Source organism: Brevundimonas sp. UBA7664 (genome assembly GCF_002483305.1).
In the GTDB taxonomy this organism is placed as follows: domain Bacteria; phylum Pseudomonadota; class Alphaproteobacteria; order Caulobacterales; family Caulobacteraceae; genus Brevundimonas.
The window spans coordinates 137,871-162,656 of sequence record NZ_DLHQ01000045.1; the positions used below are offsets into that span (position 1 = coordinate 137,871).

The following is a 24,786-nucleotide window of genomic DNA, read 5'->3' on the forward strand; positions in this document are numbered from 1 at the left end:
CGAAGAGACCGGAGACGCGGTTGGGGCGGTGGCGTCTTCCGCAATTGGTTCGCGGCGTACGCCGCATTCCCTTCTGACGGCATTGGCCGGAAGATCGGCGCTGTCAGCCGCACAGGTCCCTTGGCGTCCTTCGTGCCTCCTTCGTGTCCTTCGTGATGAACCTGCTCAGGTCGGGAGGAAGGGCGCGGAAGGCGCTATCCCGCCGCCGCCCGTTCCAGTTCGGCTATGTTGAGCCGCTTCATCTCCATCATGGCGGCGACGACGCGCTGGCGGACGTTGGCGTCGATGCGCGATCCGGCAGCACCGAGACGCAGAACTCGACGGCCTCCTCCGCCTGTTTGTCGAACCACAGGCAGGGCATGATTTTTTGACGGGGCGGCAGGTCGGTCATGGCGCGATCCTTTGCTGACCCGAGGGCTACAGTAAACTATCAGGTTAAATGCAAACACGGGCACCGCTTGCGGTTCCGCGGCCGGCTCGGCAAACAGGCCGCATGACCCTGACCCTCTACGGCATCCCCAACTGCGACACCGTCAAGAAGGCGCGCGTCTGGCTGGACCAGCACGGCGTGGCCTTCGATTTCCAGGACTACAAGAAGGCCGGGATCGACCGGCCGCGGCTGGAGGGCTGGGTGGCCGAGCATGGGTGGGAGACGGTGCTGAATCGCGCCGGCACGACCTTCCGGGCGTTGCCGGACGCCGACAAGACCGGTCTGGACGCAGGGAAGGCCGTCGCCCTCATGCTGGCCCAGCCGTCGATGATCAAACGGCCCGTGCTGGACCTCGGCGACCGGACGCTCGTCGGCTTCAAGCCGGAGCGTTACGCGGCGATCGTGACCTAGCCTTCGACGTCGACCTCGGGCCGGTCGTGGCCGTCGGCGCGTTCGGTGATCCAGTTTCCAGACGCGTCGGCATATTCGATCAGCGTGTTCTCGTCGGGCACCTTCTGCTCGCGCGAAACGGCGATCGCGGCTGCGCGGGCTGCGTCATGGTCAGGGTAGGTCTCGGAGTAGGTGCCGGCCAGCTGGTAGGCCCAGCCGCCGTCATGCTCGACGATGCGATAGGTGATCTGGACCATGGGGCGGGCTCCGGCTGCGGCTGGGAAGGGGTCTCGGTAAGCGAACGCGGGACGGGGCGGGCCGTTGCAACGGGCTGGGCGCCAGGGCGGGCGAAATCTCCGCATCCGGCGCATCCACTGGCGGGGCCGGCGGCGACTACCCTATGAAGGCGCGGGCGACAGGCCCGGCGCGACGAGGGGTGACGACGATGGAAGACCTGTTCCGTTCCTATTGGTGGCTGCTGTTCCCGCTGGCCTGGTTCATATCTTCGGGCTTTTCCAGCTTCCTCAACTACCGCCGGCAGAAGGATACGCTGAAGCTGATCCAGGCCTATGCCGAAAAGGGTCAGGAGCCGCCCGCCGCCCTGCTCAAGGTGCTCGATCGTCCGATCGACGCGGACACCGAGATGTGGCGCTCGGACAACAGCGGGCGCTCGGGCCGGCCCGGTGACGGTTCGTGGTTCTCGGTCGTGTTGTTCGGGGTCATGGCCGCCGGTTTCGCCTACGCCAGCTATGCCGACATCTACGGCGCGCAGGAGGCCTTCCTGATCGTCAGCTTCGTGCTGGGCGCCCTGTGTCTGGCCTCGCTGGTCTCGGCCCTGCGCAGCGGCGGGCGCGGTCCGCGGGACTGATGCCGGCCGGGACCGGGCGCCATGGGGGGACCTCAGACCGACGCTGAGCTGGTGGCGCGCGCGCTCGCCGGCTCGGACGCGGCCTTTTCGCGGCTGATCGAGCGGCACCAGGCGGCCGTGCGCGGCTTTCTGCGGCGGATGCTGGGCGGCGGCTGGGCCGAGGCGGACGATGTGGCCCAGGACGCCTTCGTCGCGGCTTGGGGCGCGCTGCGCTCGCTCAGGGACGCCGCCGGCGTCCGCGCCTGGTTGTGCGGCATCGCCTGGCGCAAGGCCCAGGACCGCATCCGCTCCGCGCGTCGCGGCGCCGCGCGCGACAACATCTGGCTGGAGACGGTCGAGACCCCGCCCGGCGTGTCGCCCGAGGACCGGATGTCCGTGACGGCGGCCATGGCCGAACTGCCGCCCGACGTCCGCGCCTGCGTGGCCCTGTGCCTGGCCGACGGCTGGTCGCACGGCGAGGCGTCCATGGCCCTGGGCTTGCCCCTTGGCACCGTGAAGTCGCATGTTGCGCGGGGACGGGCGAGTTTGCTCAAGGCGCTGGGAGGTCCGGATGACGCCTGAACAGAAACTGGCCGCCCTGTTCGCCGCCGAGGCTCCGCCGGCGCGGGACTATCTGTTCCAGGCGCGGATGGCGCAGGCGATCGCCCTGCGCCGGGCGTGGATGACCGTGGCCGCGCTCGTGCCGTGGGTCGTGGCCGCCATCGCCGTGCTGTGGGCCCTGATCCCGGTGGTCGGACCGATGAGCGACAGTCTGGGCGCCGCGCTCCAGCCCGCCGCCGCCATGCTGGCCGGGGCGGCGGTCACCGCCGTCGCGGCCCTGTGGCTGTCGCGCCGCTTCAACGGCGGCATCCGGGGTCCGTTCAGCGCAGGCTGACGGTCGCCGCCACGCCGAAATGGTCTGACGGATATTCGCCGTCGATCGGCGCGGAGCCGATCACCGCGGCCCGAACCGGCGCGAAATGCGCGGTCTCGGCGAAGATGTGGTCGATGACCCGATGCGGGTGGCCTCTGGCCGGATTCAGGGTGGTTTCGGCGGCTCCACGGGGCAGGGCGCTGAAGAAGCGCGGTCCGGTCAGGGCGGCGAGGCCCGCGTCCGCCTGCACAGCGTTGAAATCGCCCATGACGATCAGGGGCGTGCCGTCCAGCGGCAGCATGGAGACCAGGTCGGCGATCTGGCGCGCGCGGACGGCGGCGGCGTCCTCCTGCCAGGCCAGGTGGGTGTTGACGACGTCCACCGCCCGCCCGCCCAGCGACACCCGGACCCGGATGGCGGTGCGGTAGTCGTCCAGAGGCTGGAGCTTGCGGGAATCAACCCCGGCGACCGGCAGACGGCTGAGCAGGGCGTTGCCGTAGCGGCGCGGGGCGCCCTCCGGATCGGTCGAGACGAAATGGACCGAATAGCCGCGCAGGGCGTCGGCGATCGTCTGCGCCTGGTTGGGCAGGCCGACAGCGGCGTCCGCCAGAACCTCCTGCAGGCCGATGACGTCGGGGTCCCCGGCGCGGAGGGCGGCGACCAGCAGGGGCAGGCGCGCGGCCCAGTCGCCCTGGTTGTGCCAGATGTTGAAGCTGACCAGTGTCAGGTCGCGGACGCCGCGGCTGCCAGGGACGGTGGCGCAGGCGGCCGTCGGCGCGGCGGCCAGTCCGGCCAGCAGGAGGCGGCGGTCGATCATGGCGGCTCCTCGCGTTCGCGGCCCCTTTACCGGGTTTCCCCCGCCTTACGAAAGTTTCACCTGCCGGTCCGCATCCGTACGGCCCCGCGGATGCCTCTTGTCGTCAGAAGGCCGAAGCATCACGCTCCGGTTTGAACGAGAGGGAACAACCCAATGGAAGACTTCATCCCGCTGGTGGCCATTCTGTCGATGTTCGGCACCATCACCGCCATCTTTTTCGGCCCGACCTATCTGAAATCCCGCGATCGCCGCGAGACCCAGGAGACCGTCCGCCGCGCCATCGACAAGGGCCAGCCGCTGCCGCCCGAAGTCCTCGACGCCCTGACCAAGGACGTCGTCAAGAACCAGCCCTCGCGGACCCGCGACATCCGCCGCGGCATCATCTGGATCGCGAGCGGCGTCGGCATCGCCGCCTTCGGCATCATCAACGAACTGAGCTGGGGCAACAGCGGCTGGGATCACGACGACGGCGCCATGATCAGCGGCGGCCTGCTGGGCTTCGCGGCCATCCCGTTCACCATCGGCCTGGCCTATCTGGTCCTGAGCTTCTTCAACAAGAACAAGGACTGAGGCCGGACGGACAGGGGGACTCCATCATGACCCAATCCCTGGTCGACCGGCACGACGTCGAGCTCGCCGCCCTCGCGGCGGCGGGCGGACGGCGGGAGTTCGGAGAGCTGGTGCGCCGCCACAGCTCGGCGGTGCGCGGCCTGCTGCGGCGGATGGGGGCCCAGCCCTCGCTCGCCGACGACATCGCCCAGGACGCCTTCATCCAGGCGTTCGAGCGGTGCGCCGAGTTCCGCGGCGAGGGCACCTTCGCCGCCTGGGTCAAGCGGATCGCCGCGCGCCTCTATATCAAGCGGGTCGCCAAGGAAGCCCGCTATGTCGCTGAAGTCGGGAATGAAGACGCCGCGCCCGCGCCGGATCATGCGGGCCTGGTCGATCTCGACGAAGCCCTCAAGGCGCTCAGCGAGCCCGAACGACTCTGTGTCTCCCTTTGTCACGGGGCCGGCATGGCGCATCCGGAGATCGCCACCGCCCTCAATTTGCCACTCGGTACGGTGAAGTCTCATGTCAAACGTGGTCTGGATAAACTCCGCGCGCGGCTCCAGCCGCAGGCCGGACAGCCCTTGGGGAGCACGCAGCATGTCGGCTGACGAGTTCGATCCCTTCGTGGAGCGTCTGTTCGCGCGCACCCCGCCGATGCCTGACGCGGTCCTGTTCAACGCCGAGGTGGAACAGCGGCTTCAGAAGGGCTCCCGCGTCCGCTTCCTCGCCCTCGGCCTCGCCGGCGTCATCGGCGGCGCCGTGGCGGTGCGCGAGACGGTGAGCGTCAACATCGGATCCAGCGACGGGATCGTGGCCGGCAATGCGCTGGGCCAGGGCATCCGCAGCGCCTCGCTCAGCACCCAGGGCGTGGTCCAGTCGGGCCTCGACCAACTGGGCCTGGCCAATCTGGAACTGGGCTCCATGGGCGGGATGCAGATGTTCTGGATCGCCGCCGGCGCCCTGATCGCCGTCGCGGCCGCCGGGGTGATGAGGTTGTCGCAGGACATCTGAGGCCCCGCCCCGTCGCCCCCAGGGATGACGGGGCGCACGCCCGCGACTATCTAGGGGTCCGAACAGGAGGACCTCCCCATGTCCAGCCAGAAGCAGGAAGCGGTCAAACGCATCGCCGCGCCCGACATCCGGGCGCGCAAGGGCGGCGAGCCGATCGTCTGCCTGACCGCCTATGACGCCCCCACGGCCGCCCTGCTGGACGATCACTGCGACCTGCTGCTGGTTGGCGACAGCGTCGGCATGGTGGTCCACGGCATGCCCAACACCGTCGGGGTGACGCTGGAGATGATGATCCTGCACGGCCAGGCGGTCATGCGCGGCTCGAAGCGGGCCATGGTGGTCATCGACATGCCGTTCGGCAGCTATGAGGGCGGCAAGGAGCAGGCCTACGCCAACTGCGCCCGCGTGATGAAGGAGACCGGCGCCCAGGGCGTGAAGGTCGAGAGCGGCCCGACGGTGGCCGAGACCGTGGCCTATCTGGTCCAGCGCGGCATTCCGGTCATGGGCCATGTCGGTCTGAGGCCCCAGGCCGTGCTGACCGACGGGGCCTTCAAGGCCAAGGGCCGCACCGACGAGGAGCGGCTGCGGGTCATGAGCGAGGCCGAGGCCACCGCCGACGCCGGGGCCTTCGCCGTGGTGATCGAAGGCGTCGCCGAGGGGCTGGCGGCCGAAATCACCCGCGCCATCGACAAGCCCACCATCGGCATCGGGGCGTCGTCCGCCTGTGACGGCCAGATCCTGGTCACGCCCGATATGCTGGGTCTGTTCGACTGGACCCCGAAATTCGTCCGCCGCTACGCCGATATGCGCGGCGACATCGACCGGGCCGTGGCCGCCTACGCCGCCGACGTGAAGGCCCGCCGTTTTCCTGCCGAAGTCGAGACCTACTTCTCGAAAAAGCCCGCCACGCCCTAAGCCGTGCGTTGCGGCGGCGAATGTGACCCTCTAGGGTCCGGCCGGATTGATATTCAGCGGCCTGAGAGCCGTTCTTTGGGGCGAGTTATCCGTGGTTGATGTCTTCGAGCAGGTCGAGGAGGAGCTTCGCTCCGACCGCTACAAGCGGCTGGCCCGCACCTGGCTGCCGGTTGTCGGCGGCGTGCTTCTGGTCGCCCTGATCGCGGCCCTGTCGTTCTGGGGCTGGGACAACTGGCAGACGTCCAAGGCCGACAAGGCCTCCATCGCCTATGACCGCGGTCTGGAATCGCTGGAGGCCGGCAACGCCACCGGCGCCGAAGCCGCCTTCATCCAGGCGGCCAGGGAGGGCAACAGCGCGTACAAGGCCATGGCCCTGAACCAGCGCGCCGGCCTGGCGCTCGCCGAAAATAACGTCGCCGAGGCGATCGCCCTTCTGGATGAGGCGGCCAAGGTGTCGCGCGATCCGCTGCTGGCCGACACCGCCGCGCTCAAGGCCGCCTATCTGGCCATGGACAGCGAGACCCTGGAACAGATCGAGGCCCGTCTGGAGCCCCTGGTCAAGGAGGGCCGCCCGTTCAGCGCCTTCGCCCTTGAAGCCCGGGCCTTGGCCTGGCTTCAGCACGGCAAGATCGCCGAGGCCCGCGAAGCCCTGGTGCTGCTCAAGAACGGTCTCGACACCCCCGACATCGTCACCCAGCGCGCCGATGTGGCGATCGCGGCGATTGATTCCGGCGCCGCCGCCGCGACCGGTCCGGCCGGCGCCGCGACCGGTCCGTCCAACCTGGCCGCGATCGTGCGCGCCCAGGGCGCCATTCCCGTCGCGCCGCCCGCTCGCGCTGCGCCGCCCGCTGCATCCGCCGCTCCGGCCCGCCCGTGATCCCCGCTTTCAGGACGTTCCCCATGAATCGCGTGCTTAAAGTCGCCCTGATGAGCGGTATCGCCGTCACCCTCGCCTCATGCGGCACGGTGCGCGGGATGATGCCGTTCGGTCTGGGCGGGGCCGAAGCGCCCCAGGCCACCGCCAGCGCGGGCCAGCGCATTTCGGTGCTGGAGTTCGAACAACAGCTGGCGCCGTCGGCCGCGCTGTCCGGCCGCGACTTCTTCATCCCCGGCCCGCAGGCGGCCATCGCCTGGACCCAGCCGGGCGGCAATGCCGAGAATTCGGTCGAGCATGTGATCGCCGCGCCGAACTTCGCCGTCGCCTGGCGCCGCGGCATCGGCGCCGGCTCGTCGCGGACCCGGCAGGTCATGGCCCCGGTCGTGGCCGACAACGGCCGGATCTTCGTGCTGGACGGCGAGGCCTCTGTCTCGGCGCTCGACGCCGGCACCGGCGCCCAGGCCTGGCGGACCGACATCAAGCCGGCCGAGGATACGCGCCGCACCGGTTTCCTCGGCCTCGGCGGCCGGTCGGACGGCGGCGGCTTCGGCGGCGGCGTCGCGGTGGGCGGCGGCAAGGTCTTCGTCTCGTCCGGCTACCGGACCGTGACCGCCATCGACCAGGCCTCCGGCGCGGTGATCTGGACCACGCCGGTCGATGTGCCGATCCATGGCGCGCCGACCGTCTCGGGAACCCGGGTCTTCGTGGTCGATGTCGAGAACCAGATCCAGGCCTTCGACACCGCGACCGGCCGGCAGGACTGGTCCTATCGCGGCATTCCCGAGCCGGCCCGCATGATGCGCGCCTCCAGCCCGGCGGTGATCGGCGACACGGTGATCGCCCCCTTCTCGTCCGGTGAAGTGGTGGCCTTGCGCGCCTCGACCGGCCAGTCGCTGTGGCAGCAGGTCCTGTCGCGCACCAGCCGCACCAGCGCCCTGTCCGAGATCCGCGATATCGCCGGCCGTCCGGTGATCAGCCGCGGCGTCGTCTATGCGGTCAGCCATTCGGGCGTGCTGTCGGCCATGGACCTGCGTTCAGGCCAGCCCAAATGGGCGCCCCTGCCGATCGCCGGCGTCAATGCGCCGCTTCCGGTCGGCGACGTGGTCTATGTCGTCTCCAAGGAAGGCGAACTGACCGTCATCAACCGCGAGAGCGGCCAGATCTACTGGACCCGCGATCTCAACGAGGGTCGCGTCCGCCAGGAAGGCGGCTTCCTCGGCTATTTCGACCGCACCGTGCGGCCGGACTGGTCGGGTCCGCTGATGGCCTCGAACCGGCTGGTGCTGACCAATTCGGACGGCGAACTGGTGGCCTTCGATCCCAAGACCGGCGTCCAGACCGCCTCGATCCAGTTGGGCGGCGGCGCCGTGTACATCGCCCCCGCGGCCTACAACGGCGCCCTGTACGTGCTCACCGATAATGGCGACCTCGTCAGCATTCGCTGACGTTTCCACCCCGAACTGCGTTAGAAGGCCGACATGGCTCTCAAAGTCGCCATCGTCGGCCGCCCCAATGTGGGCAAGTCGACCCTGTTCAACCGGCTCGTGGGCAAGCGGCTCGCGCTGGTCGATGACCGGCCGGGCGTGACCCGCGACCGCCGGTACGCTGATGGCAACATCGGCGACATGGACCTGACCCTGATCGACACGGCCGGCTATGAGGACGTCACCGACGACAGCCTCGAATCGCGGATGCGCGAGCAGACCGAGGCGGCGCTGGAAGACGGCGACCTGATCCTGTTCATGATGGACGCCCGCGAGGGTGTCACCTCGCTGGACCAGATCTTCGCCGACCGCCTGCGCAAACAGCACAAGCCCGTCATCCTGCTGGCCAACAAGTCCGAGAGCCGCGAGAGCGGCGGGGGCATCGGCGAGGCCTACTCCCTCGGCTTTGGCGAGCCGGTCGCCATCTCGGCCGAGCACGGCGAGGGCATGGCCGACCTGTACGCCGCCGTGGTCGCCGCCAGCGCCGACATCTTCATCGAGGAGGTCGACGAGCCCGACAAGCCGATCCGCATCGCCATCATCGGCCGTCCCAACGCCGGCAAGTCGACCCTGATCAACCGCCTGATCGGCGAGGACCGCATGCTGACCGGCCCCGAGGCCGGCATCACCCGCGATTCCATCTCGGTCGACTGGGAATACGAAGGCCAGAACATCCGCCTGGTCGACACCGCCGGCATGCGCCGCAAGGCCCGGGTGCAGGAGAAGCTGGAGAAGCTGTCGGTCGCCGACACCATCCGCGCCATCACCTTCGCCGAGGTGGTGGTGCTGGTCATGGACAAGGACGACGCCTTCGACACCCAGGACCTGCAGCTGGCCGATCTGGTCGAGCGCGAGGGCCGGGCGCTGGTCTATGTCGCCGCCAAATGGGACCTCGAGGAGAGCCCGCAGGCCAAGCTGGCCAAGCTGACCCAGATGGCCGAGGACAAGCTGCCCCAGCTGAAGGGCTCGCCCTTCGTGGCGCTCTCGTCGCACAGCGGCCGCGGCGTCGAGCGGCTGATGCCCGCCGTGCTGCAGGCCCATGCGACCTGGTCGGTCAAGGTCAAGACCAAGGACCTCAACACCTGGCTGTCCATGGCCACCCAGAGGCATCCGCCCCCCGCCGTCGACGGCAAGCGGATCAAGCCGAAATACATGGCCCAGACCAAGGCCCGGCCGCCGACCTTCGTGCTGATGGCCAGCCGCGCCGAGTCCATGCCGGAGCAGTACAAACGCTATCTGGTCAACAATCTGCGCGAGAGCTTCGACCTGCCGGGCACGCCGATCCGGCTGATCGTCAAGTCGGGCAGCGAGAACCCCTATGCGCCGGGCGGCTCCAAATCGGGGCCCGAACGCTACAAGGGCGACGCCAAGACCGCGCCGCGCAAGGTCATCAAGAAGGCCGAGCGCGCCGAGATGCTGTCCAACCTGCCCGGCAAGGCGCTGGAGCAGAAGAAGGCTGGCAAGACCAAGCTCAAGCCGTTGGCGGGGCTGAAGGCCAGCGCCAACAAGAAGGCCGGCTCGTCCGTGGCGGTCCAGAAGGGCGCACGGGGCGGGGCGCGGCAGGTGTCGCGGTCGGGGCGCGTGCGGACCGGGCAGAAGCATCTGCCGAAGAAGTAACTTCCAGTTGACTGGGGTCGGCGCAGTGGCACAGTGCGACGACCTCGGGGAGATACAGAGATGAAGTTGGCCGTCGCGCTTGTTGCTGGCTTGTTGTTTGTCGGGTCAGCATCGGCCCAGGACGCCGTCGCCGTCGTTCCGGCCTGCCCGATCCCGGAGGCGCCGGCGGTTGAGCGACCCACCAAACCGGAACGGCCAGCCATCCCCTCGTGCGTCAATGAGGCCCGCGGCACCCACACCTGCAACAACCGCGTGCTGAACGCTTTTGAAGCCGCCAACCGCGAATATCAGCAGGCCTTCACCGTCTATGTCGCCCAGGTGAACAGCTATCTGCAGAAGCTGCAGACCTTCACGCGCGGGGTCATCGCCTATTCGGAGTGCGAGCAGGCGGTGGTGGCGCCGACCTCCCTCATCAACGGCTGAGCCTGCGGATACTCGCCGGGCAGGCTGCGCGGACCGCCGTGCGCCTGCGGCCAGCACCGCCCGTTCAGCGGCGGCGCACGGCCAGAAGCGGTATGAGGCCATAAGCCGCCTGGGCGAGCAGGCCAATCGCGCCGGCGGCCGTGGCCCAGGCCGCGAACTGTTGCGCCAGCGGGCGGTCGAACAGGACAAGCGACATCGTTGTCTCGACGGTCATCAGGAGCAGGAAGGCGGCGAGCCCCATCGTGGCCCGGTCCGACGCCCGCGCCGTGACCGAAAACCGCCGGATGCTCCAGCCGGCGGCGCGCCAGCTGATCAGGAGGACGATCGGCGCCTCGATCAGCACGGCGACGAGTTCGCCGACCCGGGGCGCGACGAAGAGGGTGCGGGCCACCCCCAGAAGGAAGGCCAGGGCGAAGACAATGGCGAAATAGGCCGCCGCTGCTGCGAGCGCCCGGCGCATCGTCAGATCAGCGCCGCCACGCCCGGTCCCGCTGACCAGGCCTTGAAGCTGACCTCCAGCGGCGGCTCAAGATCCCCGCGCGCCAGCTCGACCATCAGCGGGCCGATCGCCGACGGATGGATCACCTCCTCGGGGTCCTCGCCCGGATACGCCTGGGCCCGCATCGCAGTGCGCATCCGGCCGGGATCGAGGATGGCCACCCGCACCGGGGTGGATTCAATCTCGTCGGCCCAGCATTTGACCAGGGCCTCGGCGCCGGCCTTGGTCGCGGCATAGGCGCCCCAGAAGGCCTTGGGCGCGGCGGCGACGCTAGTAGTCAGATAGACGGCGCGTCCGGCGTCGGACGCCTTGAGCAGCGGCTCCAGCGACCGGATCAGGCGATAGACGGCGGTGAAATTGGTCTTTTCGACCTTGGCCCAGACGCGGGGGTCGGCGTGGCTGACCGGGGTCAGGCCCGAGGCCCCCATGGTCGCCGCCGCCTGCACCCAGACGTCCAGCCGGCCGAACCGTTCGTAGATCGCCCCGCCCAGCCGGTCGATCGCCCCGCCGTCGACCAGGTCGAACGGGATCAGGGTCGCGTGCTTGCCGGTGGCGGCGAAGATGGCGTCGTCCAGCTCTTCCAGCCCGCCGACCGTGCGCGCCGTGGCGATGACGTGCGCGCCGGCCTTCGCCAGGGCGAGGGCGCTCTCATAGCCGATGCCGCGCGAGGCTCCGACGACGAGGGCGATACGGTCTTTCAGGGGGAGGTCGGTCATGGCGGCCTGATAGCCCGCCGGGCGACCCGGCGGAAGTCAGAAGCCGGGTGCGGGTTGCCACAGGCTGAAGCTGACGCCCTGGTCGTCGGCGACCACGGCCGTGATGCCGGACGGAGTCTCGGCCGGCACGGCCGCCTTGCCCCCCAGTTCGATGACCCGGGCGCACAGCCGATCGACGTCGTCGACGCGGAAATACAGATGGGGATTGCCCCTGGCCCGCTCCACCTTGGTGAAGCCGAAGGATGGCTGTCCGCCCGCCACATGGGCGTAGTTCGGATGCGATTCGGCTTCGTCGAAGGTCCAGCCGAACAGGGCGGAATAGAAGGCCCGCGCCTTTTCGACGTTCTCGGTGTCCATGGTGAAATAGCCGAGCTGGATCATGGCGCGTCCTGTTCCGAACGATATGGCGCTTAAGCGCTGACCAGCAGCGAAAGTTGCCGCGCGGCGACCTCGCGCCCGCCTTCCTCGATTTCTCGATCCAGCAGACGGGTCGGGTATTCGCCGGTGAAATAGTGGTCCGTGAACTGCGGATTGCGCGGGTCGCGGGGTCCCGCTTCCATGGCGTCGTACAGGCCTTCGACCGAGAGGAAGCCGAGGGAATCGACCTCGAGGTGGGCCCGCATCTCTTCCAGCGTATGATTGGCGGCGATCAGCTGGTCCCGTTCCGGCATGTCGATGCCATAGAAGTCCGGCCACAGAATGGGCGGCGAGGCGGAGCGCAGATGCACCTCGGTCGCGCCCGCGGCGCGCACGGCCCGCACCAGCTTCACCGAGGTGGTGCCGCGCACGATGGAATCGTCGATCAGCACGACGCGCTTGCCCTCAAGCACCGAGCGGTTGGGGCTGTGCTTCATGCGCACGCCCTTCTGGCGGGCGCCCTGGTTGGGCTGGATGAAGGTGCGGCCCAGATAGTGGCTGCGGATGATCCCCATCTCATAGGGAATGCCGCTTTCCTGGGCGTAACCGAGGGCCGCGGGCACGCCGGAGTCCGGCACGGGCACCACGACATCGGCCTCGACCGCATGCTCGCGGGCCAGCTTCATGCCCATCCGCTTGCGCACCCCATAGACCGAGCGGCCATTCACCACGCTGTCCGGGCGGGCGAAATAGACGTATTCGAACAGGCAGGGACGCGCCCCCCGGGTCGGGAAGGGCTTGAGCGACTTCAGGCCTTCGTGGTCGATGACGATGACCTCGCCGTGCTCGACGTCGCGCTCGAAAGTCGCGCCGATGGTGTCGAGGGCGCAGGTCTCGGACGCCAGCACCCAGGCCTCGCCCAGCTTGCCCAGCACCAGCGGGCGGATGCCCAGCGGGTCGCGCGCGCCGATCAGCTTGGAGCGGGTGGCGCAGACCAGGGCGTAGCCGCCCTCGATCCGGCCGATGGCGTCGATGAAGCGGTCGACGATCTTGGCCTTCCGGCTGCGGGCGATGAGGTGAAGGATGACTTCGGAGTCCGAGGTCGACTGGAAGATGGCGCCTTCGCCGACCAGCTGGTTCCGCAGGTAGAGGTGATTGGTCAGGTTGCCGTTGTGGGCGACGGCGATGCCGCCCTGGTCCAGATCCGCGAACATCGGCTGGATGTTGCGCAGGAAGCTGCCGCCGGCGGTGGAATAGCGGGTGTGGCCGACCGCCGCCGAGCCGGGCAGGCGTTCCGGCAGGTCCGTCCCGCCGAACGCCTCGCCGACCAGGCCCATGTGGCGCTCGGTGTGGAAGCGGGTATCGTTGACGCTGGCGATGCCGCACGCCTCCTGGCCGCGATGCTGCAGGGCGTGCAGGCCCAGGGCGACGATGGCCGAGGCGGCGTTCTTGTCCGCCCCCCAGACGCCGCAGACGCCGCACTCCAGCCGCGGCCGGTCGTCGTCGGCGTCGCGGTGATGCGCCCGGTGGACAACCGGGTCAGCGATGGAATGCACGGGACTGCTCATCGTGGGGCTCCGATGATGCGGGGAACGCTAGTCGGCGGCGGACGCGGGCGGAGTATTGTTTGTTTGGGGCGAGGGCAAGGCTTCTTCACCGGAAAAGCCCTCGTTCACGGACGAAGTCACGACCGGCGCCAGGGCGTCGGCGCCGCGGCCGATGCCGGGCAGGACGATCTGGATCACTCGCGCCGCGCCCGCCGTGACCGGCCGCAGGGCGGCCTCGCTGAGCCAGCGCGGCGTCCGCTCGCCCGGCATGGCGGCGACGATGACCAGGTGAATGGCCCCCAGCAGGACGAGCGATCGCGCCGCGCCGACGAAGACGCCTAGGAAACGGTCGACGCCGCCGAGGTGCGGATGCGCCTGGGCCCGCTTCGACAGGACCGAGCCGAAGATGCGGATGCCGAAATAGACCAGCAGGAAGGAGACGATGGCGGCGGCGATCGTGCCGGCCCAGTCCGGATCGACCATCGCCCGCCCGAGGGGCGCGGTCAGCGGCAGGGCGACCAGGGCGATGAAGGCCGCCAGCACGAAGCTCAGCAGGGTGATGATCTCGCGCGTGCCCCCGCGCACCCAGCCGGCCGCGGCGGAGGCGAGGATGACCAGAATGGCGATTACGTCGAAACCGGTCATGCGCGTCCGAACTGATGCCTGCGCGACCTCAATAGCGGTTTTGCGAGATTCGTTCGACCGCTTCGGTCAGGCGCGTCACCGAGGTCACGCCGACGCCCTTGTGCTTAACGGTCAGCGGCGGGGCCAGCGCCCGGTCGAAGCCCAGTTTCTGAGCCTCGCGGAGCCGCGCCTCGGCCCGGCCGACGGCCCTGACCTCGCCCGACAGGCTGATCTCGCCGAACACCACGCAGCCTTGCGGCAGGGGCACATCGGTCGCCGAACTGATCAGCGCCGCCGCCGCCGCCAGATCGGCCGCCGGTTCATTGATGCGCAGGCCGCCGGCCACGTTCAGATAGACGTCCTGATCCCCGAAGCCGAAGCCGCAGCGCGCCTCCAGCACCGCCAGGACCATGGCCAGCCGGCCGGTGTCCCAGCCGACCACCGCCCGCCGGGGCGTGCCATAGGCGGATTTCGACACCAGGGCCTGCATCTCGACCAGCACCGGTCGCGATCCCTCGATGCCGGCGAACACCGCGGCGCCGGGCGCGCGATCCTTGCCTTCGCCGAGGAACAGGGCCGAGGGATTGGCCACCTCGCGCAGGCCGGCGTCGCCCATCTCGAACACCCCGATCTCGTCGGTGGCGCCGAACCGGTTCTTGGCGGCGCGCAGGATGCGGAAGGGATAGCCGCGCTCGCCCTCGAAGCTCAGCACGGCGTCGACCATATGCTCGACCACGCGCGGTCCGGCGACCTGTCCGTCCTTGGTGACGTGGCCGACCAGGATGACGGCGACGCCCTGCGACTTGGCCAGCCGCACCATCTCTCCGGCGCAGGCGCGGACCTGGGTGACCGAGCCAGGACCGGCTTCATGAGCGTCGGACCACAGGGTCTGGATGGAGTCGACGATGACGATGTCGAACCGCTCGCGCTTCAGCGTGCCGAGGATGTCGCGCAGGGCCGTGGCCGAGGCCAGCTCCACCGGGGCCTTCTCCAGCCCCATGCGTTTCGCCCGCGACCGGATCTGCTCGATCGCCTCCTCGCCCGAGATATAGGCCACGCGCCGCCCCGACAGGGCCGCGCGGCCGGCCACGTCGAGCAGCAGGGTCGATTTGCCGACGCCGGGATCGCCGCTGAGCAATATGGCCGAGCCGGGCACCACACCGCCGCCGCAGACCCGGTCGAATTCGGTCACGCCGGTGATGATGCGGGGCGGTTCGGGCGTGTCGGACTGCAGGGTCTCGAACTGCACGCCCCGGCCCCGCGCCGCGGCCCCGGTCGCGGGCTTCATCGCGCCGGGCGGCGCCGAGCGGCTCTCCTCGACGATGGAGTTCCACTGGTTGCAGGCCCCGCACTGGCCCGACCATTTGCCATGGACGGCCCCGCAGGCCTGGCAGACATATATTGCGCCGTCACGAGCCATGGGATCGGCTTACAGGAGTCGGGCGCGGCGGGGCAGGGGGCGATCGCGGACCTGCGACCGAAAATGACGTGGGCAATACCAAGCTGTCCCTTTGCGCATCCGGCGGCGCGGTCCATATCTGCGCGCATGGCGATGCGAGGCGAGCGGGCGGGACGGCGGGGCGATTCGGTCGCAAAGGCGGCCCAGGCCGGGGCGCCGGCGCCGGTCGCCGATGGACCGCCGGCCTGGCGGGCCCTGGGCGATCTGATCCGGCTGGTCGGCCGCTCCAACGCACCCCAACTGCGCCTGCGCCTGATCGCCGCCATCGGCATGACCCTGGGCGGCAAGGGACTGGGCGTGCTGGGTCCGCTGGTCCTCGGCGCGGCGGTCAACCATCTGGCGGCCGGGCAGGGCGCGGCGGTCGCGGTCGGCATGGGCTTCGCCGGTTTCGCCGTGGGCTGGGCCTTCGTGCGGCTGCTGTCGGCCATCGCGCCCAATGCGTCGGACGTGGTCTTCGCCCCGGTGCGCTCGGCCGCCCAACGGCGGGCCGCCACAGAGACCTTCGCCCATGCGCTCAGCCTGTCGCTGGACTTCCACCAGACTAAGCGGTCGGGATCGCTGTCGCGCACCATGGACCGGGGCTCGCGGGCGGTCGATTTCCTGCTGCGCATCCTGGCCTTCAACCTGATCCCGACCGGCGTCGAGTTGGTGCTGGCGGCGGGCGTCCTGGCGGGGCGCTATGACTGGCGGTTCGGGGCCGTGGCGGTGGCCGTGGTCGCCGTCTACGCCGCCTCGACCTTCGCCCTGGCCAACTGGCGGCTGGAGCACCGGCGCGAGATGAACGCCGCCGACACCGAGGCCGCGGGCGTCTCGGTCGACGCCCTGCTGAACTATGAGACGGTCAAATCCTTCGGGGCCGAGGCCCGGGCGGCGGGCGCGTACGACCGGGCGCTGGGCGACTACACCCGCGCCGCCTTGAAGGCCAACAGCTCCCTGGCCCTGCTGAACATCATCCAGGCCGTGGTGATGAACGTCGGCCTGGCCGTGATGGCGGTCATGGCCGGGTTCGAGGCGGCGGCGGGCCGGATGGGCCCCGGCGACGTCATGGCGGCGGTGCTGATCATGATCTCCCTCTATGCCCCCCTGAACATCCTCGGCTTCGCCTACCGGGAAATCCGCCAGTCCTTCATCGACATGGAGGAGATGCTGAAGGTGACGCGCCAGACGCCCCAGGTCGCCGACGCACCCGGCGCGGTTCCGCTGCCCCGTCCCGCGGACGCCCGCGGCGCGGCCCTGGCCTTCGAACAGGTCGGCTTCCGCCACGACTCCCGGGCCAACGGGCTGGAGGACGTCAGCTTCACCGCGGCGCCGGGCACGACCACGGCGCTGGTGGGACCGTCCGGTTCGGGCAAGTCGACCATCGTCAAACTGGCCCTGCGGTTGCTGGACCCGCAGGAGGGGCGGGTGCTGATCGACGGACTGGATGCGCGCCAGGTGACCAAAGCTTCGCTTCGGGCCGCCGTCGCCCTGGTGCCGCAGGACGTGGCCCTGTTCAATGACAGCCTGCGCGCCAACATCGGCTTCGCCCGGCCCGACGCCGATGAGGCCGCCATCTGGGCGGCGGCCGAGGCGGCCGAACTGGCCAGTTTCATCCGGGAACTGCCCGAGGGCATGGAGACCCGCGTCGGCGAGCGCGGACTCAAACTGTCGGGCGGCGAGCGCCAGCGCGTCGGCATCGCCCGCGCCCTGCTGGCCGACCCCTGCATCCTGATCCTCGACGAGGCGACCAGCGCGCTGGACAGCCGCACCGAGGCCGCCATCCAGAAAACGCTGCGGAAGGCGCGGGCCGGCCGCACCACCCTGGTGGTCGCCCACCGGCTGTCGACCATCGCCGACGCCGACCAGATTCTGGTGCTCAAGGCCGGGCGCATCGTCGAGCGCGGCGCCCACCATGAGCTGGTGGCGCATCTGGGCGGAGAATACGCCGCCCTGTGGCGCAAGCAGACGCGGGGCGCGCGGACCGACCGTCAGCCGACCTGAGGCAGCTTTCTCTCGATAACCTCGCGGAGGCTTTCCAGGATGCGCTCGCGTTCGGCCGCCGCTTCGGGCGGCAGCTTCTGCAACAGCCGTAGCGAGCGGGCGTGGACGGTGACGATGCGCCAGTCGAACGGTTCGCCCGGGTCGACCGCGCCGATGAGATCGCACAGTCCGGCGGCGCCCCGGCACAGGTCCAACAGTTCGAACGGCCCCGCGGCGTCGATCAGGGCGGTCGCGGCCCGATAGGCCTCGTCGAGCCGCGCCGGCGCGTCTTCGGGGCCGGTCGGCGCGGGCAGGGCCTCGAGGGCGGTGATCTGGGCGTCGACGACCGTCAGGGCCCGGGCCCGCAGGGCCTCGATATTGGCCCGGGCCTGGGCCAGGGCGACGCCGACGCTGACCCCGCCGGCCGAGTCGATCATCCGGGCCAGGTTCGACTTGCGGCGGGGGTGGGTGATGACGGTCAAACGGCCTCTCCCTCCACCGCTGCGGACGCCTTGCGGCTTTCGAATTCCAGTTTCCGGATCAGGTCGGCGCGGCGCTCTTCGCCCGGGGCCGTTCCCTTCTTCCGGAACCGACGATCCGGTCCGAAATAGTCGCCGATCTCGAGGAACGGCCGGTCGTCCCGCGACACCCACACGATTCGCTCAAGCAGGGTGGTGGCGCTGAACGGCTTGGTGACCACGAAATTGGCGCCGCAGTCCCGGGCCTCGGCCACGCGGGAGCGCCGGATGTGCGCCGCGGTCATGATCACGGGCACGAAGGCGTTGGGATCCAGCCCGGATCGGCGCAGCCAGCGGACCAGCTCGTAGCCGTCGGTCCCGGGCATGTCGCAGTCGACCACCAGCAGGTCGATGTTCTGATCCTTCAGAATTTCCATCGCCTCGGCGGCGCCCAGGCAGACGTGGCGCGGACGGATGCCGAACCCCGCCAGGGCCTGGGTGGTCAGCTCGAGGGCGAACGGCGAATCGTCGACCACCATGGTGGACGCGGAGGTCAGATTAATGACTGCGCTGTCGCGGAGCGCCTCGCCGAGGCCGCTCACCACCGGAATTCTCGCCATGTCGGGGACCGGGACGCGCACATCCCATATAGCTCGCAGTTTCCGGTGGCGGAGTCGTTAACGCGCAGCCGAGGCCGGGTCGCCCGCTAGATCGCCCGCCCGATGGCGTAGAACCGATCCGCCCGGGCCTGGCGCAGCTGGTCCGGCGTGAGACCCGACAGGGCGGCCAGTTCTTCCGCCAGCACGTCGCCGACGGCGGCGATGGCGGCCTCCCGGTCTGCGTGGGCCCCGCCGACGGGCTCCGGGATGATCCGGTCGACGATCTTCAGCTCGACCAGGTCCGGCGCGGTGATCTTCATGGCCATGGCCGCGTCCCGCGCTCGCGCGCCGTCCCGCCACAGGATGCCGGCCGCACCTTCGGGCGAGATGACCGAATAGATCGAATGCTCGAGCATCAGCACGCGTCCCGCCGCGGCGATGGCGATGGCCCCGCCCGAGCCGCCTTCGCCCGTGATGGTGGCGATCGAGGGCACGCCCAGGGTCAGGCAGCGTTCGGTCGAGCGCGCGATGGCCTCGGCCTGGCCACGCTCCTCGGCGCCGAGGCCCGGATAGGCGCCGGCGGTGTCGACGAAGGTGAGCACCGGCAGGCCGTAGCGTTCGGCCAGATCCATCAGCCGCACCGCCTTGCGGTAGCCCTCGGGCCGGGCCATGCCGAAATTGTGCACCACGCGGGTCTGGGTGTCGTGGCCCTTCTCATGGCCCATCAGCACCACGGGGGCGCCCCGGAACCGGGCGAGGCCGCCCAGGATGGCCTGGTCGTCGCCGAATTGACGGTCGCCCTTCAGCTCGACGAAATCGGTGAACAGCCCCTCGACATAGTCCACGAAATGCGGCCGCTGCGGATGGCGCGCGACCTGGGTCTTCATCCACGGATCGAGGCTGGCGTAGGTCTTCCGCCGCAGCTGCTCGGCCTTCTTGCGCAGTCCGTCGACCTCGGCGTCGAACGAACCGGAGGTCGAGGAGAGCAGATTCAGCTCCTCGATCTTCGCCTCCAGATCGGCGATCGGCTTTTCAAATTCGAGGTAGTGCGTGGCCATAAGGCGTCCGGAGAAGGCGCGCGAGCGGTGCGAGCGGAAGGCGGCGGAACCTAGTGGGGTCAACGCCGGGGGGCAAGCGGGGGTTCATTCGTCCCGTCCGAGCGGATGCTTGTCGCGCACCACCTGGGCCAGCCGGTCGGTGGCGACGTGGGTGTAGATCTGCGTTGTGGCGATGTCGGCATGGCCGAGCAGGGTCTGGACCACGCGCAGGTCGGCCCCGCCCTCGAGCAGATGGGTGGCGAAGGCGTGGCGCAGGACGTGGGGGCTGACCCGGGCCGGGTCGATGCCGGCGTCGGTCGCCGCCTGATCCAGCAGCTGGGCGAAGCGGCGCGGGGTCAGGTGACCCTTGGCCGAGGCGGACGGGAACAGCCACGGACTGTCCGGGGTCTTCTCCGGCCGGGCGGCGTCGCGGGCGACCAGCCAGGTCCTCACCGCCTCGCGCGCCGAGGCGTTCAGCGGAGCCAGCCGCTCCTTGCCGCCCTTGCCGCGCACGATCAGGAAGGCGGGGTCGCGCCGCACGGCCTCGACCCTCAGGCCCAGCAGTTCGGACACCCGCAGCCCCGAGGCGTAGGCCAGTTCCACCAGCGCGACCAGCCGCAGCCCGGCCGCGCCGTCGTGGGCGGCGGCCGTCGCCAGCAGTCGCGCGATTTCGTCCCCGCTCAGGGTCCGGGGCAGGCTGCGACCCTGTTTCGGGGCGTCGAGCCGCCGCGAGGGATCGTCGGCGCGCCAGCCCTCGCCGAGAGCGAAGCGGTAGAACTGCCGCACCGCCGAGCGCCGTCGCGCCTGGGTCGCGGGGGACAGGCCGAGCTGTCCCAGACCGGCGTACCAGGCTTCGACCGCCGCCTCGTCGCCGCGCATCAGCCCGCCCGCGATCCCCGCCTCGGCGTCGGCCAGGTCACGGCCATAGGCGGACAGGGTGTGGGGCGAGGCGTCGCGCTCCACCGCCATCATCTCCAGAAAGGCCTCGACCTGGGGCGTGCTCATGCGCGTGGGCGCTTTGCGGCGGCGGCGCTTGGTGTAGAGGGTGGTGGGGTCATGCCGTGCCTGCCGCAACCCGTCCCGTCATCGTCCAGCCGCCTCGCGCGAGGCCGGTCGTGAGCGCTGACGGTCCGATTCCCGTTCATCGCCGCACCATAGCCCTGGTCGGGCTGATGGGGGTGGGCAAATCGACGGTCGGGCGCCGGCTGGCCAAACGATTGAACCTGCCCTTCGCCGACGGCGATATAGAGATCGAGGCGGCGGCGGCCATGACCGTTTCGGACATCTTCGCCGAACTCGGCGAGGCCGAATTCCGGGCCGGCGAGGCGCGGGTCCTGAAACGGCTGCTGCACGGGCCAAGGATGGTGCTGGCGACCGGCGGCGGGGCGGTGCTGAACCCCGAGACCCGCGAAGCGCTGAAGGCGCGCGCCGTGACGGTCTGGATGCGGGCCGACCTCGACACCGTGGCGGGCCGGGTCCTGCGCCGCGACACCCGCCCCCTGCTGCGCGGCCGCGATCCGCTGGAGGCCCTGCAGGCCATGGCCGAGGTCCGCTATCCGGTCTACGCCGCGGTCGCCGATGTGACCGTCGATGTGGCCAGCGGGGCCCATGCCGAGGCGGTCGGAGGCATCGTCCACGCGCTGGACGCCTACTGGGCGGGAGCCGAGGCATGAGCGCGGTCATCGGCGTCGCTGGCGGGAGCTTCCGACCGTATGAGGTCGTCATCGGCCGCGGCCTGATGCCGGAACTCGGTTCGCGGATCGCGGCCATGGCGCAGGGACGGACCGTCATCGTCACCGACGAGACCGTCGCCGCCCTGCACGGACCGGCGGTGCTGGCGGCGCTGGAGGCCGCCGGGGTTCGCGCCCGGCTGCTGACCGTACCGCCCGGCGAGGCCTCGAAATCCTTTGCCGAGCTGGAGCGGGTGATCGACCGGCTGCTGGCCTTCGGTCTCGACCGGCGCGACCTGATCGTGGCGCTCGGCGGGGGCGTGGTCGGCGACCTCGCGGGCCTGGCGGCGGCGCTCTACATGCGCGGCATCGACTTCGTCCAGGTCCCGACCACCCTGCTGGCCCAGGTCGATTCCTCGGTCGGCGGCAAGACCGCGATCGACACGCCGCGCGGCAAGAACCTGGTCGGGGCCTTCCACCAGCCGCGGCTGGTGGTGGCCGATATCGACCATCTGGCCACCCTGCCGCCGCGCCAGCTTCGTTCGGGCTGGGCCGAGGTGTTGAAGCACGGCCTGATCTGCGATGCCGCCTTCTTCGACTGGCTGGCGGGCGAGGGGGCCGTCGGCGCGAGCGGCGACCCCGCCGCCCTGACCCGGGCCGTGGTCCGGTCGGTCGAGATCAAGAGCGCCATTGTCGGCGAGGACGAGAAAGAGGCCGGGCGGCGCGCCCTGCTGAACCTCGGCCACACCTTCGGCCATGCCATCGAGGCCGAACTCGGGTTCGACGAGGCGCGGATCACCCATGGCGAGGCGGTGGCGCTGGGTGGCGCAATGGCCTTCCGCTTCTCCGCCTTCACCGGCGTTTGCGAAGCCGCCGAGGCCGAGCGGGTTGAAACCGCTATCGCAGCCGCCGGCCTGCCGACGCGGCTGGCGACCGTCGGGACCCTTTCCACGGAGGCCCTGATCAAACGCATGGCGGGCGACAAAAAGGCCGAGGGCGGTCGGCTGACCCTGATCCTGGCCCGCGCCGTCGGCGAGGCCTTCGTCGACAAGGCCGTGGACCGCCCCACGCTCGCGGCCTTCCTGAAGAGCGAAACCGCGGCCTGAGGCCTGCTTCGGCCGCGCTCGATGGTTTGCCTAGTCGACGGCCCGGCAATCGGTCGGCGGGCGGCCGTCCGACGTCCAGGTGGCCATGACGCCCTCGCCGCGCAGCTCATAGCCCGAGGCCTTGTACCAGATGCCCTCAGCGGCGCGCTCCTGGTACAGGTCCACGGCCTCGCCGCTGGAGTTGCGCACGGTCGCCATCCGGCGCGGATTGTCGAAATCGACCGACAGGCGCTCGCTGTTGTTGCACAGATAGACGGTGCGGATGACCTGGTTCAGGGCGCGATCCTGGGCCTCCGCCCCGGTGCGCCGGCGCGCCGTCTGGGCCTCCTGGGCCCGTTCGCGCACCGAATCCCCGTCCGTCGGCGCCTCGGCCGGCTTCTGCCCGCAGGCGGTGGCCGCGAGCCCGGCCAGGATCACGGCGAGGAGCTTGGATTTCATGCGGACTCTCGAACAAGCGGAGCCGTTACGGCTCCGCGGATTAACGTGCATCGGACGCCGCCGTTCCTTTGCGGCGGGCGCGGAAGAAGGCGCGCAGCAGGTCGCCGCCCTCGGCGGCCAGGACTCCGCCCTCGACGGACGGCTTCCAGTGGCAGGTCGGCTGTTCGAAGAACCGGGGGCCATGCGCCACGGCGCCGCCCTTGGGGTCGTCCGCGCCCCAGACCACCCGGCCGATGCGGGCGTGGCTGACGGCCCCGGCGCACATGGCGCAGGGCTCGAGCGTCACATAGAGGGTCAGGCCGGTGAGGCGATAATTTCCGAGTTTCGCCGCGGCGGCGCGCATCGCCACAATCTCGGCGTGGGCGGTCGGGTCATGGGCGCCGATAGGACCGTTGCGGCCCTCGGCGACGACCTCCCCGGTCGATTCGTCGACGATGACGCAGCCCACGGGAGTCTCTCCCGCGTCCGCCGCCGCTTGCGCACACGCCAAGGCCATGTGCATGAACCGCTCATCATGGCCAGCCATCCCCGAGACAACGACAAGAAGCCGCGCCCGCGTCAAGACGACAGCCGCGACGGCCCCCGCAAACCGTACGTCAAGCGCGTCGAGAGCAGCGACGATCGCGGCCCGCCGAGGGGCGACAAGCCCTTCGGCAAGCCGGGCGGCAAACCGTTCGCGAAGGACGGCAAGGCCGGTCCGAAAGTCGACGAGGCGCCCCGGCGCAGCGAGCGTATCGCCAAGGTCATGGCCCGGGCCGGGATTGCCTCGCGCCGCGAGGTCGAACGGCTGATCGGCCTCGGCAAGGTCGCCGTGAACGGCAAGATCCTCGATACGCCCGCCGTGCTGGTGACGCGCGACGACGTCATCACCGTCGACGGCAAGCCGATCGGCTCGGCCGAGGCGACCCGGGTCTGGCGCTATCACAAGCCGGCCGGCCTGCTGACCTCGCACACCGATCCGGCCGGACGGCCGACCGTCTTCGACGCCCTGCCCAGCGGCCTGCCGCGGGTCTTGTCGGTCGGACGCCTCGACCTCAACACCGAAGGCCTGCTGCTGCTGACCAATGACGGCGAGCTGAGCCGCGCCCTTGAACTGCCGTCGACCGAATTGGTGCGCCAGTACCGCGCCAGGGCCCGCGGCCGGGTCAGCCAGCTGCAGCTCGATTCGCTCAAGGACGGCGTCACCGTCGACGGGATCCACTACGGCCCGATCGAGGCCACGCTGGACAAGGCCAAGGACAGTGAGGGCAACGCCCCCGCCAACCTGTGGATCAGCGTCTCCATCACCGAGGGCAAGAACCGCGAGGTCCGCAAGGTGCTGGAGCATCTCGGCCTGACCGTGAACCGCCTGATCCGCCTGGCCTACGGTCCGTTCCAGCTGGGCACCCTGCCGGTCGGTTCGGTCGAGGAGGTGGGGCCGCGGGTGATCCGCGAGATGCTGGCCGACCATATCCGGCCCGAGAACCTGCCGACCGGCAATACCGTCTCGACGCCGGCGCCGATCCCGGGCCGCCGCACCTCGGCGCCGATCCACAAGGGCGCCTCGGGCTCGGCCATCTCGGATCCCTCGCGCAAGCCCAGCCGCGTCCGCGCCGCCGGAGCGGCCGCCGACGCCGCCGCTGACCGCGCCGCCCGGCCGCAGAAAAAGCCGGGCTGGGCCAAGGCCGCGCCGAAATTCGAGCATCCGAAGAAGAATTTCACCCCGCGCGCCCGGCCCGAAGGCGCCGAGGCGACCGCCGAGCGGCCGAAGCGCGTGTTCGAGCCGCGCGAGGACCAGTTCATCGATCGTCCGCGCGGCGACGCCCGGACCGGCGCGCGGCCTGCGGCGCGATCTGACGACCGGTCCGGCGACAAGCGGCCGTTCGACCGGAAGCCGGGCGGCAAGCCGCCGTTCGCGGCCAAGACCGGCGACCGACCCGGCGGATTTTCGAAGCCCGCCGGCCCCCGCACCGGCGCTGGCCCAGCCGGCGGACGCGGCAGCCCGCGTCCGGGCGCGGGGCCTGCCGGCGGGCGCGGTTCGCCGCGCGGTCCCCGCTCCAAGGGCTGATCCGTGCGGATTGTCGCCGGCAGTCTGAAGGGGCGG

The 24,786-nt window shown here is 70.3% G+C and carries 31 protein-coding genes; 16 read left to right on the forward strand and 15 right to left on the reverse strand.

Features of this window, described 5'->3' with window-relative positions; all coding sequences use genetic code 11:
- Nucleotides 1-247: 247 nt before the first annotated feature.
- Entirely contained in the window at nucleotides 248-391 is a 144-nt protein-coding gene (locus B2742_RS10855) for a VOC family protein (RefSeq protein ID WP_292066127.1), read from the reverse strand.
- 102 nt (nucleotides 392-493) lie between these two features.
- On the opposite strand from B2742_RS10855, the gene B2742_RS10860 reads away from it, so the two are divergent.
- Nucleotides 494-841 (forward strand): arsenate reductase, encoded by a 348-nt coding sequence (locus B2742_RS10860; RefSeq protein WP_292066129.1) that lies wholly within the window; start codon nucleotides 494-496, stop codon nucleotides 839-841.
- On the opposite strand, the gene B2742_RS10865 is transcribed toward B2742_RS10860, so the two are convergent.
- Nucleotides 838-1,077 (reverse strand): hypothetical protein, encoded by a 240-nt coding sequence (locus B2742_RS10865; protein WP_292066133.1) that lies wholly within the window; start codon nucleotides 1,075-1,077, stop codon nucleotides 838-840. The genes B2742_RS10860 and B2742_RS10865 overlap by 4 nt on opposite strands.
- Nucleotides 1,078-1,265: 188 nt before the next feature.
- Between B2742_RS10865 and B2742_RS10870 the strand changes: the two genes are divergently transcribed.
- From B2742_RS10870 to B2742_RS10880, 3 genes are read left to right on the forward strand one after another with little or no spacing between them, the layout of a single operon-like run.
- The gene (locus tag B2742_RS10870) at nucleotides 1,266-1,688 is read left to right on the forward strand and encodes a hypothetical protein (RefSeq protein ID WP_292066134.1); all 423 of its coding nucleotides are present in this window, start codon (nucleotides 1,266-1,268) and stop codon (nucleotides 1,686-1,688) included.
- A 21-nt stretch (nucleotides 1,689-1,709) separates the two neighbouring features.
- Nucleotides 1,710-2,249, forward strand: a complete 540-nt coding sequence (locus B2742_RS10875) for an RNA polymerase sigma factor (protein WP_292066135.1) — start codon at nucleotides 1,710-1,712, stop codon at nucleotides 2,247-2,249.
- A complete protein-coding gene (locus tag B2742_RS10880; RefSeq protein ID WP_292066137.1) occupies nucleotides 2,239-2,562 on the forward strand; it encodes a hypothetical protein in 324 nt (107 codons plus the stop codon). The genes B2742_RS10875 and B2742_RS10880 overlap by 11 nt, the downstream gene beginning before the upstream one ends.
- Here B2742_RS10880 and B2742_RS10885 read toward each other — a convergent pair.
- Nucleotides 2,549-3,358, reverse strand: a complete 810-nt coding sequence (locus B2742_RS10885; protein ID WP_292066139.1) for an endonuclease/exonuclease/phosphatase family protein — start codon at nucleotides 3,356-3,358, stop codon at nucleotides 2,549-2,551. The genes B2742_RS10880 and B2742_RS10885 overlap by 14 nt on opposite strands.
- A gap of 153 nt (nucleotides 3,359-3,511) precedes the next feature.
- Here B2742_RS10885 and B2742_RS10890 point away from each other — a divergent pair, with 153 nt between their 5' ends.
- The 8 genes from B2742_RS10890 to B2742_RS10925 all read left to right on the forward strand — a co-directional run bounded on the left by B2742_RS10890 (nucleotide 3,512) and on the right by B2742_RS10925 (nucleotide 10,234).
- A complete protein-coding gene (locus tag B2742_RS10890) occupies nucleotides 3,512-3,928 on the forward strand; it encodes a DUF6249 domain-containing protein (protein ID WP_292066141.1) in 417 nt (138 codons plus the stop codon).
- Nucleotides 3,929-3,954: 26 nt separating this feature from the next.
- Nucleotides 3,955-4,515 carry an RNA polymerase sigma factor gene (locus B2742_RS10895; protein WP_292066142.1) on the forward strand — a complete coding sequence of 187 codons (561 nt, stop codon included), beginning with the start codon at nucleotides 3,955-3,957 and terminating at the stop codon, nucleotides 4,513-4,515.
- Nucleotides 4,505-4,918 carry a hypothetical protein gene (locus B2742_RS10900; protein ID WP_292066143.1) on the forward strand — a complete coding sequence of 138 codons (414 nt, stop codon included), beginning with the start codon at nucleotides 4,505-4,507 and terminating at the stop codon, nucleotides 4,916-4,918. The genes B2742_RS10895 and B2742_RS10900 overlap by 11 nt, the downstream gene beginning before the upstream one ends.
- 78 nt (nucleotides 4,919-4,996) lie before the next feature.
- The gene (panB, locus tag B2742_RS10905; RefSeq protein WP_292066145.1) at nucleotides 4,997-5,833 is read left to right on the forward strand and encodes a 3-methyl-2-oxobutanoate hydroxymethyltransferase; all 837 of its coding nucleotides are present in this window, start codon (nucleotides 4,997-4,999) and stop codon (nucleotides 5,831-5,833) included.
- 91 nt (nucleotides 5,834-5,924) lie between these two features.
- Nucleotides 5,925-6,710 carry a tetratricopeptide repeat protein gene (locus B2742_RS10910; protein ID WP_292066148.1) on the forward strand — a complete coding sequence of 262 codons (786 nt, stop codon included), beginning with the start codon at nucleotides 5,925-5,927 and terminating at the stop codon, nucleotides 6,708-6,710.
- 23 nt (nucleotides 6,711-6,733) lie between these two features.
- Nucleotides 6,734-8,155 (forward strand): PQQ-like beta-propeller repeat protein, encoded by a 1,422-nt coding sequence (locus B2742_RS10915; RefSeq protein ID WP_292066150.1) that lies wholly within the window; start codon nucleotides 6,734-6,736, stop codon nucleotides 8,153-8,155.
- 33 nt (nucleotides 8,156-8,188) lie between these two features.
- Nucleotides 8,189-9,811 carry a ribosome biogenesis GTPase Der gene (gene der, locus B2742_RS10920; RefSeq protein WP_292066152.1) on the forward strand — a complete coding sequence of 541 codons (1,623 nt, stop codon included), beginning with the start codon at nucleotides 8,189-8,191 and terminating at the stop codon, nucleotides 9,809-9,811.
- A gap of 60 nt (nucleotides 9,812-9,871) precedes the next feature.
- The gene (locus tag B2742_RS10925; protein WP_292066154.1) at nucleotides 9,872-10,234 is read left to right on the forward strand and encodes a hypothetical protein; all 363 of its coding nucleotides are present in this window, start codon (nucleotides 9,872-9,874) and stop codon (nucleotides 10,232-10,234) included.
- A gap of 64 nt (nucleotides 10,235-10,298) precedes the next feature.
- On the opposite strand, the gene B2742_RS10930 is transcribed toward B2742_RS10925, so the two are convergent.
- From B2742_RS10930 to radA, 6 genes are read right to left on the reverse strand one after another with little or no spacing between them, the layout of a single operon-like run.
- Nucleotides 10,299-10,694, reverse strand: coding sequence for a hypothetical protein (locus tag B2742_RS10930; RefSeq protein WP_292066156.1), 396 nt, complete (start codon nucleotides 10,692-10,694; stop codon nucleotides 10,299-10,301).
- A gap of 2 nt (nucleotides 10,695-10,696) precedes the next feature.
- Nucleotides 10,697-11,449, reverse strand: coding sequence for an SDR family NAD(P)-dependent oxidoreductase (locus B2742_RS10935; RefSeq protein WP_292066158.1), 753 nt, complete (start codon nucleotides 11,447-11,449; stop codon nucleotides 10,697-10,699).
- A gap of 36 nt (nucleotides 11,450-11,485) precedes the next feature.
- Nucleotides 11,486-11,830: a VOC family protein gene (locus B2742_RS10940; protein WP_292066160.1), complete on the reverse strand. Its 345-nt coding sequence runs from the start codon at nucleotides 11,828-11,830 to the stop codon at nucleotides 11,486-11,488.
- A 29-nt stretch (nucleotides 11,831-11,859) separates the two neighbouring features.
- Nucleotides 11,860-13,374 carry an amidophosphoribosyltransferase gene (purF, locus tag B2742_RS10945; RefSeq protein WP_292066162.1) on the reverse strand — a complete coding sequence of 505 codons (1,515 nt, stop codon included), beginning with the start codon at nucleotides 13,372-13,374 and terminating at the stop codon, nucleotides 11,860-11,862.
- A 27-nt stretch (nucleotides 13,375-13,401) separates the two neighbouring features.
- Nucleotides 13,402-13,998: a CvpA family protein gene (locus tag B2742_RS10950; protein WP_292066164.1), complete on the reverse strand. Its 597-nt coding sequence runs from the start codon at nucleotides 13,996-13,998 to the stop codon at nucleotides 13,402-13,404.
- 28 nt (nucleotides 13,999-14,026) lie between these two features.
- The gene (radA, locus tag B2742_RS10955; protein WP_292066165.1) at nucleotides 14,027-15,397 is read right to left on the reverse strand and encodes a DNA repair protein RadA; all 1,371 of its coding nucleotides are present in this window, start codon (nucleotides 15,395-15,397) and stop codon (nucleotides 14,027-14,029) included.
- A gap of 132 nt (nucleotides 15,398-15,529) precedes the next feature.
- Between radA and B2742_RS10960 the strand changes: the two genes are divergently transcribed.
- Nucleotides 15,530-17,416, forward strand: a complete 1,887-nt coding sequence (locus B2742_RS10960) for an ABCB family ABC transporter ATP-binding protein/permease (protein WP_292066199.1) — start codon at nucleotides 15,530-15,532, stop codon at nucleotides 17,414-17,416.
- Here B2742_RS10960 and B2742_RS10965 read toward each other — a convergent pair.
- The 4 genes from B2742_RS10965 to B2742_RS10980 all read right to left on the reverse strand — a co-directional run bounded on the left by B2742_RS10965 (nucleotide 17,404) and on the right by B2742_RS10980 (nucleotide 20,494).
- Nucleotides 17,404-17,877, reverse strand: a complete 474-nt coding sequence (locus tag B2742_RS10965; protein ID WP_292066168.1) for a chemotaxis protein CheE — start codon at nucleotides 17,875-17,877, stop codon at nucleotides 17,404-17,406. The genes B2742_RS10960 and B2742_RS10965 overlap by 13 nt on opposite strands.
- The gene (locus tag B2742_RS10970; protein WP_292066170.1) at nucleotides 17,874-18,473 is read right to left on the reverse strand and encodes a response regulator; all 600 of its coding nucleotides are present in this window, start codon (nucleotides 18,471-18,473) and stop codon (nucleotides 17,874-17,876) included. The genes B2742_RS10965 and B2742_RS10970 overlap by 4 nt, the downstream gene beginning before the upstream one ends.
- Nucleotides 18,474-18,559: 86 nt before the next feature.
- Nucleotides 18,560-19,510 (reverse strand): acetyl-CoA carboxylase carboxyltransferase subunit alpha, encoded by a 951-nt coding sequence (locus B2742_RS10975; protein ID WP_292066172.1) that lies wholly within the window; start codon nucleotides 19,508-19,510, stop codon nucleotides 18,560-18,562.
- A gap of 84 nt (nucleotides 19,511-19,594) precedes the next feature.
- The gene (locus tag B2742_RS10980) at nucleotides 19,595-20,494 is read right to left on the reverse strand and encodes a site-specific tyrosine recombinase XerD (protein ID WP_292066174.1); all 900 of its coding nucleotides are present in this window, start codon (nucleotides 20,492-20,494) and stop codon (nucleotides 19,595-19,597) included.
- A 110-nt stretch (nucleotides 20,495-20,604) separates the two neighbouring features.
- On the opposite strand from B2742_RS10980, the gene B2742_RS10985 reads away from it, so the two are divergent.
- Both B2742_RS10985 and aroB read left to right on the forward strand, forming a co-directional pair.
- Complete coding sequence (locus B2742_RS10985; RefSeq protein WP_292066176.1) at nucleotides 20,605-21,162, forward strand: shikimate kinase; 558 nt, start codon at nucleotides 20,605-20,607, stop codon at nucleotides 21,160-21,162.
- The gene (gene aroB / locus B2742_RS10990) at nucleotides 21,159-22,265 is read left to right on the forward strand and encodes a 3-dehydroquinate synthase (protein WP_292066178.1); all 1,107 of its coding nucleotides are present in this window, start codon (nucleotides 21,159-21,161) and stop codon (nucleotides 22,263-22,265) included. The genes B2742_RS10985 and aroB overlap by 4 nt, the downstream gene beginning before the upstream one ends.
- A 30-nt stretch (nucleotides 22,266-22,295) precedes the next feature.
- Here the strand turns inward: aroB and B2742_RS10995 are convergent, their stop codons facing one another.
- Nucleotides 22,296-22,703: an MliC family protein gene (locus B2742_RS10995; RefSeq protein ID WP_292066180.1), complete on the reverse strand. Its 408-nt coding sequence runs from the start codon at nucleotides 22,701-22,703 to the stop codon at nucleotides 22,296-22,298.
- Nucleotides 22,704-22,743: 40 nt separating this feature from the next.
- Nucleotides 22,744-23,229 (reverse strand): tRNA adenosine(34) deaminase TadA, encoded by a 486-nt coding sequence (gene tadA, locus B2742_RS11000; RefSeq protein WP_292066182.1) that lies wholly within the window; start codon nucleotides 23,227-23,229, stop codon nucleotides 22,744-22,746.
- Here tadA and B2742_RS11005 point away from each other — a divergent pair.
- Nucleotides 23,218-24,750: a pseudouridine synthase gene (locus tag B2742_RS11005; RefSeq protein ID WP_292066185.1), complete on the forward strand. Its 1,533-nt coding sequence runs from the start codon at nucleotides 23,218-23,220 to the stop codon at nucleotides 24,748-24,750. The two genes, tadA and B2742_RS11005, sit on opposite strands and share 12 nt — an antisense overlap.
- Nucleotides 24,751-24,786 lie beyond the last annotated feature (36 nt).

Bases quoted from the DNA above. Each gene is read 5' to 3' on its own strand.
- B2742_RS10925 (WP_292066154.1), top strand. From the start codon at position 9,872: ATGAAGTTGGCCGTCGCGCTTGTTGCTGGCTTGTTGTTTGTCGGGTCA.
- B2742_RS11005 (WP_292066185.1), top strand. From the start codon at position 23,218: ATGGCCAGCCATCCCCGAGACAACGACAAGAAGCCGCGCCCGCGTCAA.
- B2742_RS10855 (WP_292066127.1), bottom strand. From the start codon at position 391: ATGACCGACCTGCCGCCCCGTCAAAAAATCATGCCCTGCCTGTGGTTC.
- B2742_RS10940 (WP_292066160.1), bottom strand. From the start codon at position 11,830: ATGATCCAGCTCGGCTATTTCACCATGGACACCGAGAACGTCGAAAAG.
- B2742_RS10930 (WP_292066156.1), bottom strand. From the start codon at position 10,694: ATGCGCCGGGCGCTCGCAGCAGCGGCGGCCTATTTCGCCATTGTCTTC.
- B2742_RS10890 (WP_292066141.1), top strand. From the start codon at position 3,512: ATGGAAGACTTCATCCCGCTGGTGGCCATTCTGTCGATGTTCGGCACC.
- B2742_RS10860 (WP_292066129.1), top strand. From the start codon at position 494: ATGACCCTGACCCTCTACGGCATCCCCAACTGCGACACCGTCAAGAAG.
- B2742_RS10880 (WP_292066137.1), top strand. From the start codon at position 2,239: ATGACGCCTGAACAGAAACTGGCCGCCCTGTTCGCCGCCGAGGCTCCG.
- B2742_RS10950 (WP_292066164.1), bottom strand. From the start codon at position 13,998: ATGACCGGTTTCGACGTAATCGCCATTCTGGTCATCCTCGCCTCCGCC.
- der (WP_292066152.1), top strand. From the start codon at position 8,189: ATGGCTCTCAAAGTCGCCATCGTCGGCCGCCCCAATGTGGGCAAGTCG.
- B2742_RS10915 (WP_292066150.1), top strand. From the start codon at position 6,734: ATGAATCGCGTGCTTAAAGTCGCCCTGATGAGCGGTATCGCCGTCACC.
- B2742_RS10970 (WP_292066170.1), bottom strand. From the start codon at position 18,473: ATGGCGAGAATTCCGGTGGTGAGCGGCCTCGGCGAGGCGCTCCGCGAC.
- panB (WP_292066145.1), top strand. From the start codon at position 4,997: ATGTCCAGCCAGAAGCAGGAAGCGGTCAAACGCATCGCCGCGCCCGAC.
- B2742_RS10870 (WP_292066134.1), top strand. From the start codon at position 1,266: ATGGAAGACCTGTTCCGTTCCTATTGGTGGCTGCTGTTCCCGCTGGCC.
- B2742_RS10885 (WP_292066139.1), bottom strand. From the start codon at position 3,358: ATGATCGACCGCCGCCTCCTGCTGGCCGGACTGGCCGCCGCGCCGACG.
- B2742_RS10980 (WP_292066174.1), bottom strand. From the start codon at position 20,494: ATGAGCACGCCCCAGGTCGAGGCCTTTCTGGAGATGATGGCGGTGGAG.
- purF (WP_292066162.1), bottom strand. From the start codon at position 13,374: ATGAGCAGTCCCGTGCATTCCATCGCTGACCCGGTTGTCCACCGGGCG.
- radA (WP_292066165.1), bottom strand. From the start codon at position 15,397: ATGGCTCGTGACGGCGCAATATATGTCTGCCAGGCCTGCGGGGCCGTC.
- B2742_RS10900 (WP_292066143.1), top strand. From the start codon at position 4,505: ATGTCGGCTGACGAGTTCGATCCCTTCGTGGAGCGTCTGTTCGCGCGC.
- B2742_RS10865 (WP_292066133.1), bottom strand. From the start codon at position 1,077: ATGGTCCAGATCACCTATCGCATCGTCGAGCATGACGGCGGCTGGGCC.
- B2742_RS10895 (WP_292066142.1), top strand. From the start codon at position 3,955: ATGACCCAATCCCTGGTCGACCGGCACGACGTCGAGCTCGCCGCCCTC.
- B2742_RS10975 (WP_292066172.1), bottom strand. From the start codon at position 19,510: ATGGCCACGCACTACCTCGAATTTGAAAAGCCGATCGCCGATCTGGAG.
- B2742_RS10995 (WP_292066180.1), bottom strand. From the start codon at position 22,703: ATGAAATCCAAGCTCCTCGCCGTGATCCTGGCCGGGCTCGCGGCCACC.
- aroB (WP_292066178.1), top strand. From the start codon at position 21,159: ATGAGCGCGGTCATCGGCGTCGCTGGCGGGAGCTTCCGACCGTATGAG.
- tadA (WP_292066182.1), bottom strand. From the start codon at position 23,229: ATGGCTGGCCATGATGAGCGGTTCATGCACATGGCCTTGGCGTGTGCG.
- B2742_RS10875 (WP_292066135.1), top strand. From the start codon at position 1,710: ATGGGGGGACCTCAGACCGACGCTGAGCTGGTGGCGCGCGCGCTCGCC.
- B2742_RS10960 (WP_292066199.1), top strand. From the start codon at position 15,530: ATGCGAGGCGAGCGGGCGGGACGGCGGGGCGATTCGGTCGCAAAGGCG.
- B2742_RS10935 (WP_292066158.1), bottom strand. From the start codon at position 11,449: ATGACCGACCTCCCCCTGAAAGACCGTATCGCCCTCGTCGTCGGAGCC.